General features: G+C 61.5%; 13 protein-coding genes. 8 read left to right on the top strand and 5 right to left on the bottom strand.

From position 1 onward, the window contains the following. Window positions 1-19 precede the first annotated feature (19 nt). The 7 genes from WHX55_RS13410 to fabI all read left to right on the top strand — a co-directional run bounded on the left by WHX55_RS13410 (window position 20) and on the right by fabI (window position 9,914). Window positions 20-1,453 (top strand): transglycosylase SLT domain-containing protein, encoded by a 1,434-nt coding sequence (locus tag WHX55_RS13410; RefSeq protein WP_150724083.1) that lies wholly within the window; start codon window positions 20-22, stop codon window positions 1,451-1,453. Window positions 1,454-1,718: 265 nt separating this feature from the next. Further along, entirely contained in the window at window positions 1,719-3,551 is a 1,833-nt protein-coding gene (locus tag WHX55_RS13405; RefSeq protein WP_353742858.1) for an extracellular solute-binding protein, read from the top strand. Continuing rightward, on the top strand, window positions 3,548-5,389 hold the full coding sequence (locus WHX55_RS13400) for an extracellular solute-binding protein (protein WP_353742857.1): 1,842 nt from the start codon (window positions 3,548-3,550) through the stop codon (window positions 5,387-5,389). Before WHX55_RS13405 ends, WHX55_RS13400 begins: the two co-directional genes overlap by 4 nt. A gap of 4 nt (window positions 5,390-5,393) precedes the next feature. Then, window positions 5,394-6,467 carry a microcin C ABC transporter permease YejB gene (locus WHX55_RS13395; RefSeq protein WP_008051869.1) on the top strand — a complete coding sequence of 358 codons (1,074 nt, stop codon included), beginning with the start codon at window positions 5,394-5,396 and terminating at the stop codon, window positions 6,465-6,467. 1 nt (window position 6,468) lies between these two features. Further along, the gene (locus WHX55_RS13390) at window positions 6,469-7,488 is read left to right on the top strand and encodes an ABC transporter permease (RefSeq protein ID WP_007979115.1); all 1,020 of its coding nucleotides are present in this window, start codon (window positions 6,469-6,471) and stop codon (window positions 7,486-7,488) included. 1 nt (window position 7,489) lies between these two features. Continuing rightward, window positions 7,490-9,100, top strand: a complete 1,611-nt coding sequence (locus tag WHX55_RS13385; RefSeq protein WP_150724087.1) for an ABC transporter ATP-binding protein — start codon at window positions 7,490-7,492, stop codon at window positions 9,098-9,100. Between the two features lie 19 nt (window positions 9,101-9,119). Then, a complete protein-coding gene (gene fabI, locus WHX55_RS13380) occupies window positions 9,120-9,914 on the top strand; it encodes an enoyl-ACP reductase FabI (RefSeq protein ID WP_150754704.1) in 795 nt (264 codons plus the stop codon). A 172-nt stretch (window positions 9,915-10,086) separates the two neighbouring features. Here the strand turns inward: fabI and WHX55_RS13375 are convergent, their stop codons facing one another. Then, a complete protein-coding gene (locus WHX55_RS13375) occupies window positions 10,087-10,947 on the bottom strand; it encodes a LysR family transcriptional regulator (RefSeq protein WP_150758180.1) in 861 nt (286 codons plus the stop codon). Window positions 10,948-11,059: 112 nt separating this feature from the next. On the opposite strand from WHX55_RS13375, the gene WHX55_RS13370 reads away from it, so the two are divergent. Next, window positions 11,060-11,485 carry a VOC family protein gene (locus tag WHX55_RS13370; RefSeq protein WP_150724089.1) on the top strand — a complete coding sequence of 142 codons (426 nt, stop codon included), beginning with the start codon at window positions 11,060-11,062 and terminating at the stop codon, window positions 11,483-11,485. Between the two features lie 131 nt (window positions 11,486-11,616). Here WHX55_RS13370 and WHX55_RS13365 read toward each other — a convergent pair whose 3' ends face one another. From WHX55_RS13365 to WHX55_RS13350, 4 genes are all read right to left on the bottom strand, one after another. Then, complete coding sequence (locus tag WHX55_RS13365; protein ID WP_150724090.1) at window positions 11,617-12,198, bottom strand: GGDEF domain-containing protein; 582 nt, start codon at window positions 12,196-12,198, stop codon at window positions 11,617-11,619. Between the two features lie 73 nt (window positions 12,199-12,271). Then, window positions 12,272-12,853, bottom strand: a complete 582-nt coding sequence (locus tag WHX55_RS13360) for a hypothetical protein (protein ID WP_353742856.1) — start codon at window positions 12,851-12,853, stop codon at window positions 12,272-12,274. A 1-nt stretch (window position 12,854) separates the two neighbouring features. After that, a complete protein-coding gene (locus tag WHX55_RS13355; protein ID WP_353742855.1) occupies window positions 12,855-15,023 on the bottom strand; it encodes a xanthine dehydrogenase family protein molybdopterin-binding subunit in 2,169 nt (722 codons plus the stop codon). Between the two features lie 7 nt (window positions 15,024-15,030). Further along, entirely contained in the window at window positions 15,031-15,486 is a 456-nt protein-coding gene (locus WHX55_RS13350) for a (2Fe-2S)-binding protein (protein WP_150754700.1), read from the bottom strand. Window positions 15,487-15,537 lie beyond the last annotated feature (51 nt).

The following is a 15,537-nucleotide window of genomic DNA, read 5'->3' as shown; positions in this document are numbered from 1 at the left end:
CGGAACTTACTTCCAGCCAATGTCGTCACCTATTCGCAAAGCCATCAGTTCAGACGCATTGACCCGCTTGGCTCAAGCCATTGCGGTGGCTGTGTCCGCCACCCTGGCGGGCTGTTCCAGCCATGCGCCGCAGACCGATGCGGCGCACGCGCAGAATATCGCCGCGCGCGCCAAGCAGAAGCCGATCTGGCTCAGCGAAAAACCCAGCCCGCAAATTCCCCAGGACGTCTGGGAGCGCATGCGCCAGGGCTTCCAGTTGCAGGACGGGCTGGGCGTCAACCCGCGCATCGAGCAACAGCGCCTGTGGTTCGCCAGCAATCCATCTTTCCTCGAAAACGCCGGCGAGCGTGGCAGCCTCTACATTCACTACATCGTCGAGCGCCTTGAAGAACGCAACATGCCGCTGGAACTGGCGCTGCTGCCAGTGATTGAAAGTGCCTACAACCCGATGGCCTATTCCCGGGCCAACGCGGTGGGTCTTTGGCAGTTCATCCCGTCCACCGGGCGTTACTTCAACCTGCGTCAAACCCGTTTCTATGATGGCCGCCGCGATATCACCGCGTCGACCACCGCCGCGCTGGATTACCTGACCCGCCTGCACGACATGTTCAACGGCGACTGGATGCTGGCCCTGGCGGCCTACAACGCTGGCGAAGGCACCGTCAGCCGGGCCATCGAACGCAACGAACGCCTCGGCCTGCCAACCGACTACTGGAACCTGCCGCTACCCTCCGAAACCCAGGCCTACGTGCCGAAGTTGCTGGCACTGTCGCAAGTGGTGATGGCGCCGGAAGCCTACGGCGTGAACCTCAACCCGATCGCCAACGAACCCTACTTCCAGGTCGTCGAAATAAACCAGCGCATGGACCTGTCCAAGGTTGCTGAAGTCGCCAACATCGACGAAGACGAACTGTTCCAGCTCAACCCGGCCTTCAAGCAGCGCACCACCACCCTTGATGGCCCGCAACATCTGCTGGTGCCGACTTCCAAGGCACAACTGCTGACCAGCAGCCTGCAGACCATGCGGCCTGAAGAACTGATCAGCAAGAAATCGCTCAAGCCAGTCTTCGAAGGTGCCGACGACACCCAGGTCGCCAGCGTCAAGCGTTCCTACCGGGTCAAGCGGGGTGACAACCTCGGCTCCATCGCCAAGGCCAACAACGTTGACGTAAAGGACCTGCAACGCTGGAACAAACTGACCGGCAAGAACCTCAAAGCCGGCCAGACACTGGTCATGCAGGACACCAGCAAACGCAGTTCCGGACGCGTCAACACCGTGATTGCGGCGAACACCAAGAAGCAGCAGACCACGTACAAGGTCCAGCAAGGCGACTCGCTGTATATCGTGGCCAAGCGCTTCAACGTTGAAATGCAGCACCTCAAGCGCTGGAACCCGCGTGTTGGTCAGGCGCTGAAGCCTGGTCAGATGTTGACGGTGGCCAATCCGCATTAAAAAACAGCCCCTGAATTCAGGGGCTTTTTTATGCCTGCGCAGTTTTGTGGGCAGCAAAAAAACCTGTGGGAGCGAGCTTGCTCGCGATGACGGAGTGTCAGTCGCCATCAATGCAAACTGATAGGCCCTCATCGCGAGCAAGCTCGCTCCCACAGGGTTTGTGACCCGGCCGAGATTGCGCATTAACCCCCCGTCTTTTTCCTGCCCATACAAGCTGTTACTGTACGGTCCACAAAGCCCAAGCCGCCTGGATCGGATCCCCTATTTGAAGCGTCCCCTGCCCCTGCTCCTGATCAGCCTGGCCTTGAACTCCACCGCAAGCGCGACGATCAGCGAAAGCCATGGTTATGCGCAGTTCGGCACGCTCAAGTATCCGGCCCGATTTACCCACTTCGACTGGGTCAACCCGCAAGCGCCCAAGGGCGGTACGTTGCGGGTCATGGCGTTTGGCACCTTCGATACGCTCAACCCCTACACCTTCAAGGGCACCAGCCCGGTCACCACGCCGAGTTTCCTGCAATACGGCATCAACGAACTCAACGAGCCGCTCATGGTCGGCACGGGACAGTACGCACCTTCGGGTGACGAACCCGCGTCCAGTTATGGCCTGATCGCCCAGTCGGTGGAGTACAACGAGAACCGCAGCTGGGTGGTGTTCAACCTGCGTCCCGAAGCACGCTTCCATGACGGCACGCCGATCACCGCCTACGACGTCGCGTTCTCCTATCGCGTGTTGCTCAAGGAAGGCCATCCGCTGTATCGCACCAGCCTTCAGGAGGTGTCGCGGGTCGACATCCTCAACCCGCAGCGGATTCGCTTCGTGTTCAAGCGTGCCGGCAATCCGTTGCTGATCCTGCGCCTGGGCGAAATGCCGGTGCTGGCGCAGCACTACTGGAAAGGCCGCGACTTCAAGGCCACCACCTTCGAGCCACCGCTGGGCAGCGGGCCGTATCGCATCGCCGCGTTCACACCAGGACGACAGATCGTCTTCGAACGGGTCAAGGACTACTGGGGCAAGGACCTGCCGGTCAATCGCGGCAAGTACAACTTCGACCGCATGGAGGTCGAGTTCTACCGCGACAGCGACGTAGCTTTCGAGGCGTTCAAGGCCGATGAATTCGATATCTATATCGAGCATCAGGCGAAGAACTGGGACAGTGGCTACAACTTCCCCGCCATACGCCGCGGTGACGTGATCAAGGCACAGATTCCCCATCAAATCCCGACCCAGACCCAGGGCCTGTTCATGAACAGCCGCCGTCCGGCTTTCTCGGACGCCAGGGTCCGTGAAGCGCTGGGGCTGATGTTCAACTTTGAATGGACCAACCGCACGCTGTTCGGCGGCGCCTACCAACGCGCCATGAGCTACTACCCCAACAGCGAGTTTTCGGCCAGCGGTTTACCGATCGGGCATGAATGGTTGTTGCTCAAGCCCTATCGCGAGCAACTGCCGGCCAAGGTCTTTACCGAGCCGTTCAACCTGCCGCAGACCGACGGCCACGGCATCCCCCGTGAGACTCTGCGCAAAGCCCTCGGCCTGCTCGCCGAAGCCGGCTGGAAGCTCAATGGCCAGCGCCTGCAAAACGCCGCCGGACAGCCGTTGCGCCTTGAACTGCTGCTGGTCAATCCGAATCTGGAGCGCATCCTCCAGCCTTACGTCGAGACCCTGGCCAGCATCGGCATCGATGCGCGGCTGCGCACGGTCGATCGCGCGCAATACAAGCAGCGCCTCGACCAGTTCGATTTCGACATGATTCTCATGACCCTCAACCAGACCCTCAGCCCCGGCCTGGAACAATGGCAGTACTTTCACTCCAGCCAGGCCGGGGTCAAGGGCAGCAAGAACTTCGCCGGCATAACCAACCCGGTGGTCGACCACTTGCTCGAGCAGTTGCTGGCCGCCCAGACCCGCGATGAACAAGTCGCCGCCGGCAAGGCCCTCGACCGCGTGCTGCTGTGGCAGCACTACATCGTTCCCAACTGGTACCTCAATTATCACCGTCTGGCGTACCGCAACCGGCTCGCCTTCGTCACCACGCCGCCCTACACTCTGGGCCTGAACGCGTGGTGGCTGAAATCTTCGGAGAAAGATCAATGAAACCCATCCGTGCCCTGCTCCTGCAGGCCAGCGGTCTGCTGTTCGCCGGGCTGGCCTGCGCCGCCCCGCAACATGCTGTGACCCTGTATAACGAGCCGCCGAAATACCCGGCCGATTTCAAACACTTCGACTACGTGAATCCCGACGCACCCAAGGGCGGGATTTTCCGTCAGGCCGGTTTCGGCGGCTTCGACAGCCTCAACCCGTTCATCAGCAAAGGCGTGCCGGCGGACGATATCGGCAACATCTACGACACCCTGGCCAAGCAAGGTCTGGACGAGCCGTTCACCGAGTACGGCTTGATCGCCCGCCTGATCGAGAAAGCCCCGGACAACGCCTGGGTGCGCTTCTACCTGCGCCCGGAGGCACGCTTCCATGATGGCCATCCGGTACGCGCCGAGGACGTGGTGTTCAGCTTCCAGATGCTGACCAAGGACGGCGCGCCGATGTACCGCGGCTACTACAGCGACGTGGCTGAAGTGATCGCCGAAGACCCGCTGACCGTGCTGTTCAAGTTCAAGCACACCAACAACCGCGAGCTACCGCTGATCCTCGGCCAGTTGCCGGTGCTGCCCAAGCATTGGTGGGCCGACCGCGACTTCAACAAGGGCAACCTGGAGATCCCGCTGGGCAGCGGTCCGTACAAGGTCAGCGAAGTGAAGGCCGGACGCTCGGTGCGTTACGAGCGGGTCAAGGATTACTGGGGCAAGGACCTGCCGGTCAATCGGGGTTTCTACAACTTCGACGTGATGACCACCGATTACTACCGCGACAACACCGTCGCCCTGGAAGCGCTCAAGGCCGGGCAGTTCGACTACTGGCTGGAAATGACCGCGAAAAACTGGGCCAACGCCTACAACACTCCGGCGGTCACCGAAGGTCGACTGGTCAAGGAACAGATTCCCAACGGCAATCCGACCGGCATGCAGGGATTCGTCTACAACCTGCGCCGCCCGGTGTTCCAGGATGTGCGCGTGCGTCAGGCCTTGTCGCTGTTGCTGGATTTCGAATGGACCAACAAGCAACTGTTCAACGGCGCCTACGCGCGTACCCGCAGTTACTTCGAGAACTCGGAAATGGCCGCCACCGGCCTGCCCGACGCCGGTCAGGTGGCGATCCTCGAACCGTTCCGCGCCAAGCTGCCACCGCAGGTGTTCAACGAAGCCTTCAAGAACCCGACCACCGATGGCAGCGGCATGATCCGCGCCCAGCAACGGCAAGCCTATCAATTGTTGCAGGAGGCCGGCTGGCGCATCGTCGATGACAAAATGGTCGACGCCACCGGCAAACCGGTGGTCATCGAGTTCCTGTTGGCCCAGACCGAATTCGAACGGGTGCTGCTGCCGTTCAAGCGCAACCTGAGCGACCTGGGCATCGACCTGGTGATTCGCCGGGTCGACGTCTCGCAGTACATCAACCGCGTACGCTCCCGGGACTTCGACATGATCGTCGGCAGCTTCCCACAGTCCAACTCGCCGGGTAACGAACAGCGGGAATTCTGGATGTCGGACGCCGCCGACAAGCCCGGCAGCCGCAACTCCATGGGCCTGAAGGATCCGGTGGTCGATCAACTGGTCGAGCAACTGATCAACGCCGATTCGCGCAACAGCCTGGTGGCCCACGCCCGCGCGCTGGACCGCGTTCTGCAATGGGGCTATTACGTAATACCCAACTGGCACATCAAGACCTGGCGCGTGGCGTACTGGAACCACATCGGCCATCCCAAGGTCTCGCCCAAGTACGACATCGGCACGGCCACCTGGTGGGTCAAGCCCGACATCAAGCCGGCGATAGAAGTCGAAACCACACTGCAGGCCGATCCTGCGGGCACGGAGTAATCAGATGCTGGCGTACATTTTTCGGCGACTGTTGCTGATCATTCCGACCCTGTTCGGCATCTTGCTGATCAACTTCGTGATCATCCAGGCCGCCCCGGGCGGGCCGGTGGAGCAGATGATCGCCAAGCTCGAAGGCTTCGAAGGCGCTACCAGCCGTATCGCCGGCGGCGGCGCCGAAGTCTCGGTGGCAGGTTCCGCCTATCGCGGCGCCCAGGGCCTGGACCCGGCGCTGATCAAGGAAATCGAGCACATGTACGGCTTCGACAAATCGGCGCCGGAACGCCTGTGGATCATGGTCAAGAACTATGCGTCCCTGGATTTCGGCGACAGCTTCTTCCGCGACGCCAAGGTCATCGACCTGATCAAGGAAAAGATGCCGGTGTCGATCTCCCTCGGGCTGTGGAGCACGCTGATCATGTACCTGGTGTCGATCCCGCTGGGGATCGCCAAGGCCAAGCGGCACGGCAGCCACTTCGACGTCTGGACCAGTTCGGCGATCATCGTCGGCTACGCGATCCCGGCGTTCCTGTTCGCCATTCTGTTGATCGTGGTGTTCGCCGGTGGCAGTTACCTGGACTGGTTCCCCTTGCGCGGGCTGACCTCGAACAACTTCGATGAACTGAGCATGGGCGGCAAGATCCTCGACTACTTCTGGCACCTGGCGCTGCCGGTGACCGCGCTGGTGATCGGCAACTTCGCGACCATGACCCTGCTGACCAAAAACAGCTTCCTCGACGAGATCAACAAGCAGTACGTGATCACCGCCAGGGCCAAAGGCCTGACCAACCACCGCGTGCTGTACGGCCATGTGTTCCGCAACGCCATGCTGCTGGTGATCGCCGGTTTCCCCTCGGCCCTCATCGGCATTTTCTTCACCGGCTCGTTGCTGGTGGAGGTGATCTTCTCCCTCGACGGCCTTGGCCTGATGAGTTTCGAAGCGGCGATCAACCGCGATTACCCGGTGGTGTTCGGCACGCTGTTCATCTTCACCCTGCTCGGACTGGTGGTGAAACTGATCGGCGACCTGACCTACACCTTTGTCGATCCGCGCATCGACTTCGAAAGCCGGGAGCATTGAGATGAACCTGTCCCCTCTCAATCGCCGCCGCTTCGAACTGTTCAAGGCCAACAAGCGTGGCTGGTGGTCGCTGTGGCTGTTCCTGATCCTGTTCGGCGCCAGCCTGGGCGCCGAGCTGATCGCCAACGACAAGCCGCTGGCGGTGCATTACGACAACAACTGGTACTTCCCGGCGCTCAAGCGCTACCCGGAAACCACCTTCGGCGGCGAATTTCCGCTGGAAGCCAACTACAAGAGTCCATACATCCGCGAACTGCTCAAGGCCAAGGACGCCTGGGTGCTGTGGGCGCCGATTCCCTACAGCTACCAGAGCATCAACTACGACCTGAAAGTCCCGGCCCCGGCCCCGCCATCGACGGATAACCTGCTGGGCACCGACGATCAGGGCCGCGACGTGCTGGCCCGGGTGATCTACGGCTTCCGCATTTCGGTACTGTTCGCCCTGACCCTGACCGTACTGAGCTCGATCATCGGCGTGATCGCCGGCGCCTTGCAGGGTTTCTACGGGGGCTGGGTGGACCTGGCCGGGCAGCGGTTCCTGGAGATCTGGTCCGGACTGCCGGTGCTGTACCTGCTGATCATCCTTGCCAGTTTCGTGCAGCCCAACTTCTGGTGGCTGCTGGGGATCATGCTGCTGTTCTCGTGGATGAGCCTGGTGGACGTGGTGCGCGCCGAGTTCCTGCGCGGACGCAATCTGGAATACGTGCGCGCAGCCCGCGCCTTGGGCATGCAGAACGGTGCGATCATGTTCCGCCATATCCTGCCCAACGCGATGGTCTCGACGATGACCTTCATGCCATTCATCCTCACCGGCGCCATCGGTACGCTGACCGCCCTGGACTTCCTCGGTTTCGGCCTGCCGGCGGGCAGTCCCTCCCTGGGTGAATTGGTGGCCCAGGGCAAATCCAACCTGCAGGCGCCGTGGCTGGGCATCAGCGCCTTTGCGGTGCTGGCCTTGATGCTGAGTCTGCTGGTGTTCATCGGCGAGTCCGCTCGCGATGCCTTCGACCCGAGGAAGTGAAATGAATCAGCACAATCTGATCGAAGTGCGCGACCTGGCCGTCGATTTTGTCGTCGGCAATCGCTGCCAGCGGGCGGTCGAAGGTGTCAGCTTCGACATCAAGCGCGGTGAAACCCTGGCTTTGGTCGGCGAGAGCGGTTCCGGTAAATCGGTCACCGCACACTCGATCCTGCGCCTGCTGCCCTACCCGCTCGCCCGGCATCCGTCCGGCACCATCGAATATTCCGGGCAGAACCTGCTGGACCTGAAAGAAAAAACCATTCGCCACATTCGCGGCAACCGCATTGCGATGATCTTCCAGGAGCCGATGACCTCGCTCAATCCCCTGCACTCGATCGAAAAGCAGATCAACGAGGTGCTGGGGATCCACAAGGGCCTGACCGGCAAGGTCGCGACCAAGCGCACCCTGGAGCTGCTGGAGATGGTCGGCATCCCCGAGCCGCACAGACGCCTCAAAGCCCTGCCCCACGAATTGTCCGGCGGCCAGCGCCAGCGGGTGATGATCGCCATGGCCCTGGCCAACGAGCCGGAACTGCTGATCGCCGACGAGCCGACCACCGCGCTGGACGTGACCGTCCAGCTGAAAATCCTCGAGTTGCTCAAGGAATTGCAGGCCCGATTGGGCATGGCGCTGCTGCTGATCAGCCATGATTTGAACCTTGTGCGAAGAATTGCGCATCGCGTATGTGTCATGCAGCAAGGTTGCATCGTCGAACAGGCATCGTGCGAAGAATTGTTCCGCGCGCCGCAGCATCCGTACACTCGGGAACTGCTGGCAGCGGAGCCCGGCGGCAAGCCTGCAAGCAACGTGATCGGCCCGCCCTTGCTGGCGGTCGAAGACCTGAAAGTCTGGTTTCCGATCAAGAAAGGCCTGCTCAAGCGCACGGTGGATTACGTCAAGGCGGTCGACGGCATCAATTTCAGCCTGCCCCAGGGCCAGACCCTGGGGATCGTGGGTGAAAGCGGTTCTGGCAAATCGACCCTGGGCCTGGCGATTTTGCGGTTGATCGCCAGCAAAGGTGCGATCCGTTTTGAAGGCCAGCAGCTAGACTGCCTGACGCAGCAACAGGTACGGCCGCTGCGGCGGGAGATGCAAGTGGTGTTTCAGGACCCGTTCGGCAGCCTGAGCCCGCGGATGTGCGTGAGCCAGATCGTTGGCGAGGGCCTGCGGATCCACAAGATGGGCACCGCGGCGGAACAGGAACAAGCGATCATTGCGGCACTCAAGGAGGTAGGTCTGGATCCGGAAACCCGGCACCGCTACCCCCACGAATTTTCCGGTGGGCAAAGGCAGAGAATCGCCATTGCCCGGGCATTGGTGTTAAAACCGGCGTTGATTTTGCTGGACGAGCCGACTTCGGCCCTCGACCGCACGGTACAACGCCAGGTAGTGGAGCTTTTGCGTTCGCTGCAAAGCAAGTACAACCTGACGTATCTGTTTATCAGCCATGACCTGGCTGTGGTGAAAGCGCTGAGCCACCAGCTGATGGTGGTCAAGCATGGCCAAGTGGTCGAACAGGGAGACGCGCAAAGCATTTTTGCCGCCCCCCAACATCCGTATACACAGCAGTTGCTGGAAGCCGCTTTTCTGGCTCCGGCCACTGCGCAATAACCTGAAAGAGGAGCAACACATGGGTTTTCTCGCCGGTAAGCGCGTACTGATCGTCGGTGTCGCCAGCAAACTGTCCATCGCATCCGGCATCGCTGCCGCCATGCATCGCGAGGGCGCTGAGCTTGCCTTCACTTATCAGAACGACAAACTCAAGGGTCGTGTCGAAGAGTTCGCACAAGGCTGGGGCTCGAGCCCTGAGCTGTGCTTCCCGTGCGACGTGGCCAGCGATGAAGAAATCGCCAAGGTCTTCGAAGCGCTGAGCAAGAAGTGGGACGGCCTGGACTGCATCGTGCACTCCGTCGGCTTCGCCCCGGGCGACCAACTGGACGGCGACTTCACCGAAGCCACCACCCGTGAAGGTTTCCGCATCGCTCACGACATCAGCGCCTACAGCTTCGTGGCCCTGGCCAAGGCCGGCCGCGAAATGATGAAAGGCCGCAACGGCAGCCTGCTGACCCTGTCGTACCTGGGCGCCGAGCGCACCATGCCGAACTACAACGTGATGGGCATGGCCAAGGCTTCCCTGGAAGCCGGCGTACGTTACCTGGCCGGCTCCCTGGGCCCGGACGGTACTCGCGTCAACTGCGTATCGGCTGGCCCGATCCGCACCCTCGCCGCTTCCGGCATCAAGAACTTCCGCAAGATGCTGGCCGCCAACGAAGCGCAAACCCCGCTGCGCCGCAACGTCACCATCGAAGAAGTCGGCAACGCCGGCGCCTTCCTGTGCTCGGACCTGGCGTCCGGCATCAGCGGTGAAATCATGTACGTGGACGGCGGTTTCAACACCACGGCCATGGGCAGCCTCGAAGAGTAATCTTCGGTCAGCCTAAAAAACCCGCCTCTTTTGGCGGGTTTTTTATGCCTGCGATTTTCCTGCCCGATGCACTCGCCCCTGTGGGAGCGAGCCTGCTCGCGATAGCGGTGTATCAGCCAGAAGATATGTTGAATGAGATTGCCTCATCGCGAGCAGGCTCGCTCCCACAGGGTCAGTGTTGAATCAGGCAGTTGGCAAACAACCGCTGAATCGGCTGATTACGCTGGCTGTAACGCTGCAACAAGATAATCTCTCGATAGAAGGTCAGCTCGCCTAAGCGGATCACCCTGACTTTCGCCCCATGCTCAAGCCATAACCCGGCTTCCGGCAACAGGGAAACCCCCAAGCCACACTCGACCATTTTCACAATCGCCTCCAGTTCATCCAGCTCAAGCGCCACCTGCACCTCGATCTGCCGTTCCCGCAGAAACCGCGTCACCAGCCGCCCGCCAAACGAATTGCGGTCGTAGCGCACATGAGGGTGCTCAGCGAGCAGTTGTAACGGATCATCACCGTCCAGATCCGCCGGCACGATCAGCACGAAGGGCTCCCGGCGAATCACCTGCGCGAACAACTCCTTGGGCAAGTCAAAAGGCGGCTTGATCAGGATCGCCAGGTCCACTTCTCCGGTGTCCACCTGGCTCAGCAGGTTCAGTGACACCCCGGGCACCAGCTTGGGTTCCAGCAAGGGTGCCTGTTGGCGCAATTTCAACAATGCCTGGGGCAGCAGGCCGGTCTGCACCGTCGCCACCGCGCCGATTTTCAATTCGCCACGGTACTCACTGACATCGTCACTGACGGCCATGCGGCTGAAGGTCTCGAGCATTTCCCTGGCCATCGGCAACGCTCGTTGCCCCGCCGCATTGAGCAGCGCCTGGCGCCCGGTGCGGTCGAACAGACGGATGCCAAGGGCCTGTTCCAGATTGCGAATCTGCGCGCTGACTGCCGATTGCGTCAGGCCGATGTGCATGCCGGCCGCGGCGAAGGTGCCGTAACGCGCCACGGCGATAAAGGTTTTCAGTTCTCGCAGCATGGCGACCTCGATTGATCGAAATAATTTGAGCTCGATGCAAAAATTATCGTCTTTCAATCAAAAATCACAGGACTAAACTCGACACATCCCCACCCACACCGAGGTTCGCCTGATGCAACTGTCCCCTTTTCACTTGGCCATCCCGGTCTACGACTTGCCGGCCGCCCGACATTTCTATGGTTCAGTGTTTGGCCTGGAAGAAGGTCGTTCCAGCGAGCATTGGGTGGATTTCAATTTCTTCGGCCATCAACTGGTGATTCACCTGGCACCGAAAAACCCTTCGCAGGAAGCCGCGCACACCAATGCCGTGGATGGTCACGATGTGCCAGTGCCGCATTTTGGCGTGGTGCTCGGAATGGCCGAGTGGGAGGCGCTGGCCGAGCGGTTGAAATCGCTGGGGACGCGCTTCGTGATCGAGCCGGGAATTCGTTTTCAGGGGCTGGTGGGTGAACAGGCGACGATGTTTCTGTTTGACCCTTGCGGGAATGCGCTGGAGTTCAAGGCGTTCAAGGACATTGGGCAGTTGTTTGCCAAATAGGTGTTGTCTGTCAGGACGCTTTCGTCGGATCGCCGCCCGGAGCAGGCTCGCTCCCACATTGGATTTGTGGCGTTCACAAAACCTGTGGGAGCGAGCCTGCTCGCGATGAGGCCCGAACAGGCACCGTTGTTCTAACGGCTCATCACCCGCTCGGCCTCACCCAGCAGTTCCTCGATTGAGTCATGAACAATGGGGTCATATTCGACCTGGGTAACACTGAACCGAATGTCATAACTGCGATGCGCCGTGGCGTTGCGCTCGTCGAGTATCTCATTGAGCCGTGCCTTGATCGCCGCAATCTCCACGGCAGTGGAACCGGTCAGCAGCGCCACGAACCGGTCGCCTTCGAGCCGGCCGACCACATCGTTTTCACGAAAGCCGATCCGCAGGACATCGGCGAACGTCTTGAGCGCATCGTCACCTTTGGCCCGGCCATACAGATAGCAGATGTGTTTGAATTCATCGAGGCTGAAGTACAGCAGCGTTGCCGACGTCTCCAGCTCCCGGCAAGCCTCCAGCCCGAGCCGGGCCAGTTCGGTGAAGCCGTGGCGATTGGACAGCAGCGTCAGCTCATCCATGCTCGCCATCTGCACGCCTGCCAGTTCTTGCTCGGCCTGGCGAGCCAGGTTGCGCAGCCGTTCACGTTCTTGCTGTGGCGTAAGCAACGGGTTTGCGGATCGGCCCGTTTTGCCCGTTTTGCCTGAGATCAACATCGTTCACTCCTTGGCGGGTATGTACGTTAGAGTCGCCCGTACCCGCATTGACTCCCTGTAAGCGTGCCGCTGGTCAGCTACCCGCCATCGGGCACGGCCCTCCTGCATCGGCCCAGCGTTTGAACTGGGTGACGAAGATATCGTGCGGCACCGGCACCGGCGCGCGATTGCCGCCGGGGTTCCAGCCCCACAGCACCAGCTTGTCGTCGCTGACGTGTTTGATCAGCGCCGTGAAATCCCGATCGCCATTGCTGGAGCGATTCTTGATCATCGCGCACAGCCGGTCGGCTGGCAGGCCGATCCAGGCCATCCGGTGTGCTGCCGGCGGCAGGCTCCAGTGTGGCGCCCCGGGTGGCGCGTGCGGGCCGTAACTGGCCGGCGGATTGCTTTGGCCATGGCACGTTGCACAGGGCAACCCGGCCGAGCCCTTGCCGTCCATACCCCGCACGACATTCATGGCGTGGGGCACGCCGGCATCGAATTGCAGCGGTGAATCACCGGGAATGTGGCAGTTCTGGCAACGGGGGCTCTGGAAGACCTTCTGCACCGTGTCGAACGCCTGCAAGGCCTCGCGGTCATCGGCGAACACGTGGGATGCGTAGGCGACGAGAAAGATCAGGATCAACGCCCCAAGCAACCAGTGATGTCGTTTCATCTCACACCCCCGATAGCTGCAAGGGCAGTTCCCGCAGGCGCTGCCCGGTCAAGGCAAACACCGCGTTGGCCACCGCCGGCGCCATGGGTGGCACACCGGCTTCGCCGATACCGCCGGGTTTGTCGCTGCTGGGCACGATATGCACTTCGACCACCGGCATTTCGTTGAGCCGCAGCACCTGATAGTCGTGATAGTTGGACTGCACCACCTGCCCGTCCTTGAGCGTCAGCTTGCTGTGCAAGGCGAAGCTCAGGCCAAAGGTGATGCACGACTCCATCTGCGCGGCGATGCTCTGCGGGTTGACCGCAATGCCGCAGTCCACCGCACACACCACCCGGTGCACACGGATGGCGAGGTTGTCCTGGGACACCTCGGCCACCTGGGCCACGTAACTGCCGAACGACTCATGCACCGCCACACCCAAGGCATGGCCATCCGGCAGCGGCGCCTTCCAGTTGGCCTTCTCCACCGCGAGGTTCAGCACACCGAGGTGGCGCGGATGATCCCTGAGCAAGGTGCGCCGATATTCCACCGGATCCTTGCCGGCCGCCGTGGCCAGTTCATCGATCAGCGACTCCATGACAAACGCGGTGTGGGTGTGCCCCACCGAACGCAGCCACAACACGCTGATGCCGGTTTTCGGTGAGTGCAGTTCGATCTGGTGATTGGCCAGTCCTTCGAGGTAAGGGCTGTCGGCCACGCCTTCGACGGAGGTCTTGTCGATCCCGTCCTTGACCATGCTCGCTTCGAGCGAGGTTCCGGCCATGATCGACTGCCCGACCATCACATGTTTCCAGGCCAGCGGCAGGCCGTCGGCGCCCAGCCCGATACGCGCATGGTGCAGGAACGCCGAGCGGTAATAGCCGCCGCGGATGTCGTCTTCCCGCGCCCACACGGTTTTCACCGGTGCACCGGCGGCCTTGGCGACATACACCGCTTCGCTGACGAAGTCCGAAGTCGGATTGGCCCGGCGCCCGAAGCCGCCGCCGAGAAATTCGGTATGGATCACCACCTGTTCCGGTTTGAGCCCGGTGATTTTCCCGGCGACCATCTGGTCCAGGGTCTGGAACTGGGTGCCGGTCCAGATTTCGCATTTATCCTGGGTGATGCTCACCGTGCAGTTCAGCGGCTCCATCGGCGCGTGGGCCAGGTAAGGCACGCTGTATTCAACGTCGATCCTCCTGGTCGCTTTCGCCAGCGCAGCCAGGGTATCCCCCGCCTGACCGGCGTTGATGCCGGGGGTGGTGGCGAGTTTGCGGAAACTCTCCAGCAACGCTTGGCTGTCGAGCCCGGCGTTCGGCCCTGGATTCCACTCGATTTTCAGCGCATCGCGCCCCAGCTTCGCCGCCCAAAAATGATCGGCAATCACCGCGATTCCCGTCGGCACTTGCACCACTTTGTGCACCCCCGGAATCGCCAGCGCTTCGGCGCCTTCAAAGGATTTGACGCTGCCGCCGAAGGTGGGTGAACGGGCGACCATCGCGGTCATCAGCCCGTCAAACTGCACGTCCATGCCGAACTTCGCCCGGCCGGTGATTTTCTCCGGTGTGTCCAGGCGCCTGGTGGGTTTGCCGATCAGCCGCCAGTCCTTCGCGTCCTTGAGTTTGATCGAGGCCGGGTCCGGTCGTGGCAACTGCCCGGCGTCATCGGCCAATTCGCCATAGCTGGCACGGTGTTCACCGGCAATGACCACCCCCGACTCTGTATGAATCTCGGACGGTGCGACGTTGAAACGCTTGGCCGCCGCGTCGATCAACATCAAGCGCGCCGCCGCGCCGGCCTGGCGATAGCGGTCGAACTCCATCCAGGTCGAGGTCGAGCCGCCGGTGATTTGCATCCCGCCAAAACCAGACAGGCCGTAATCGGCGGCCGAGGCCGGGGAATGCTCGACGCGGATCTTCGACCAGTCGGCGTCCAGTTCTTCGGCAATCAGCATGGTCAGCCCGGTCCAGATGCCCTGGCCCATTTCCGAGTGACCGAGCAACACGGTGACGCTGTTGTCGTTGCCAATGCGCAGGAAGGCGTTGGGTGCAAACACGTTGCCCTGGTTCTCCGCGCCCATGGCGAAACGGTGGGCGCCGGGCATGGCAAACGCCACCACCAGCCCACCGCCCAGCACGGCACTGCCCTTGAGAAAACCACGACGCGATAACGCGTTGATGCTGTTCATGCTCACCTCAACCCAGCTCGGCGGCGCGTTTGACCGCCGCGCGGATCCGCGGGTAAGTGCCGCAACGGCAGATGTTGCCGGACAGCGCCTGATCGATGTCGCTGTCGGTCGGTTGCGGAATCTTCGCCAGCAACGCCGCCGCCGACATGATCTGCCCGGACTGGCAGTAACCACACTGGACCACGTCAAGTTCCGCCCAAGCCTGTTGCACCGGGTGCGAACCATCCGCAGACAGGCCCTCGATGGTAAGAATCTTTTGCCCGTGGGCCACGGCCGTGGCCGGCGTGATGCAGGAGCGCAGCGGCGCGCCATCGACGTGCACGGTGCAGGCCCCGCATTGGGCGATGCCACAGCCGAACTTGGTGCCGGTGAGGTGGGCAACATCGCGCAAGACCCAGAGCAGCGGCATGTCGGCGGGGACATCCAGCTCCTGATCCTGGCCATTGATGTTCAGGGTGAGCATGGCGCGGTTCCTCAGACTCAGGGTGATCTGAAGGGGCGTCGCTGTGGTCCT

It is taken from the genome of Pseudomonas fluorescens, assembly GCF_040448305.1.
Lineage (GTDB): Bacteria > Pseudomonadota > Gammaproteobacteria > Pseudomonadales > Pseudomonadaceae > Aquipseudomonas > Aquipseudomonas fluorescens_BH.
This window is presented reverse-complemented; position numbering and strand designations above follow the sequence as displayed.

What these genes read in the sequence shown, in the direction of transcription:
- WHX55_RS13390 (WP_007979115.1), top strand. Translation starts at nt 6,469, where the DNA reads ATGAACCTGTCCCCTCTCAATCGCCGCCGCTTCGAACTGTTCAAGGCC.
- WHX55_RS13370 (WP_150724089.1), top strand. Translation starts at nt 11,060, where the DNA reads ATGCAACTGTCCCCTTTTCACTTGGCCATCCCGGTCTACGACTTGCCG.
- WHX55_RS13355 (WP_353742855.1), bottom strand. Translation starts at nt 15,023, where the DNA reads ATGAACAGCATCAACGCGTTATCGCGTCGTGGTTTTCTCAAGGGCAGT.
- WHX55_RS13365 (WP_150724090.1), bottom strand. Translation starts at nt 12,198, where the DNA reads ATGTTGATCTCAGGCAAAACGGGCAAAACGGGCCGATCCGCAAACCCG.
- WHX55_RS13385 (WP_150724087.1), top strand. Translation starts at nt 7,490, where the DNA reads ATGAATCAGCACAATCTGATCGAAGTGCGCGACCTGGCCGTCGATTTT.
- WHX55_RS13400 (WP_353742857.1), top strand. Translation starts at nt 3,548, where the DNA reads ATGAAACCCATCCGTGCCCTGCTCCTGCAGGCCAGCGGTCTGCTGTTC.
- WHX55_RS13350 (WP_150754700.1), bottom strand. Translation starts at nt 15,486, where the DNA reads ATGCTCACCCTGAACATCAATGGCCAGGATCAGGAGCTGGATGTCCCC.
- fabI (WP_150754704.1), top strand. Translation starts at nt 9,120, where the DNA reads ATGGGTTTTCTCGCCGGTAAGCGCGTACTGATCGTCGGTGTCGCCAGC.
- WHX55_RS13410 (WP_150724083.1), top strand. Translation starts at nt 20, where the DNA reads ATGTCGTCACCTATTCGCAAAGCCATCAGTTCAGACGCATTGACCCGC.
- WHX55_RS13375 (WP_150758180.1), bottom strand. Translation starts at nt 10,947, where the DNA reads ATGCTGCGAGAACTGAAAACCTTTATCGCCGTGGCGCGTTACGGCACC.
- WHX55_RS13395 (WP_008051869.1), top strand. Translation starts at nt 5,394, where the DNA reads ATGCTGGCGTACATTTTTCGGCGACTGTTGCTGATCATTCCGACCCTG.
- WHX55_RS13360 (WP_353742856.1), bottom strand. Translation starts at nt 12,853, where the DNA reads ATGAAACGACATCACTGGTTGCTTGGGGCGTTGATCCTGATCTTTCTC.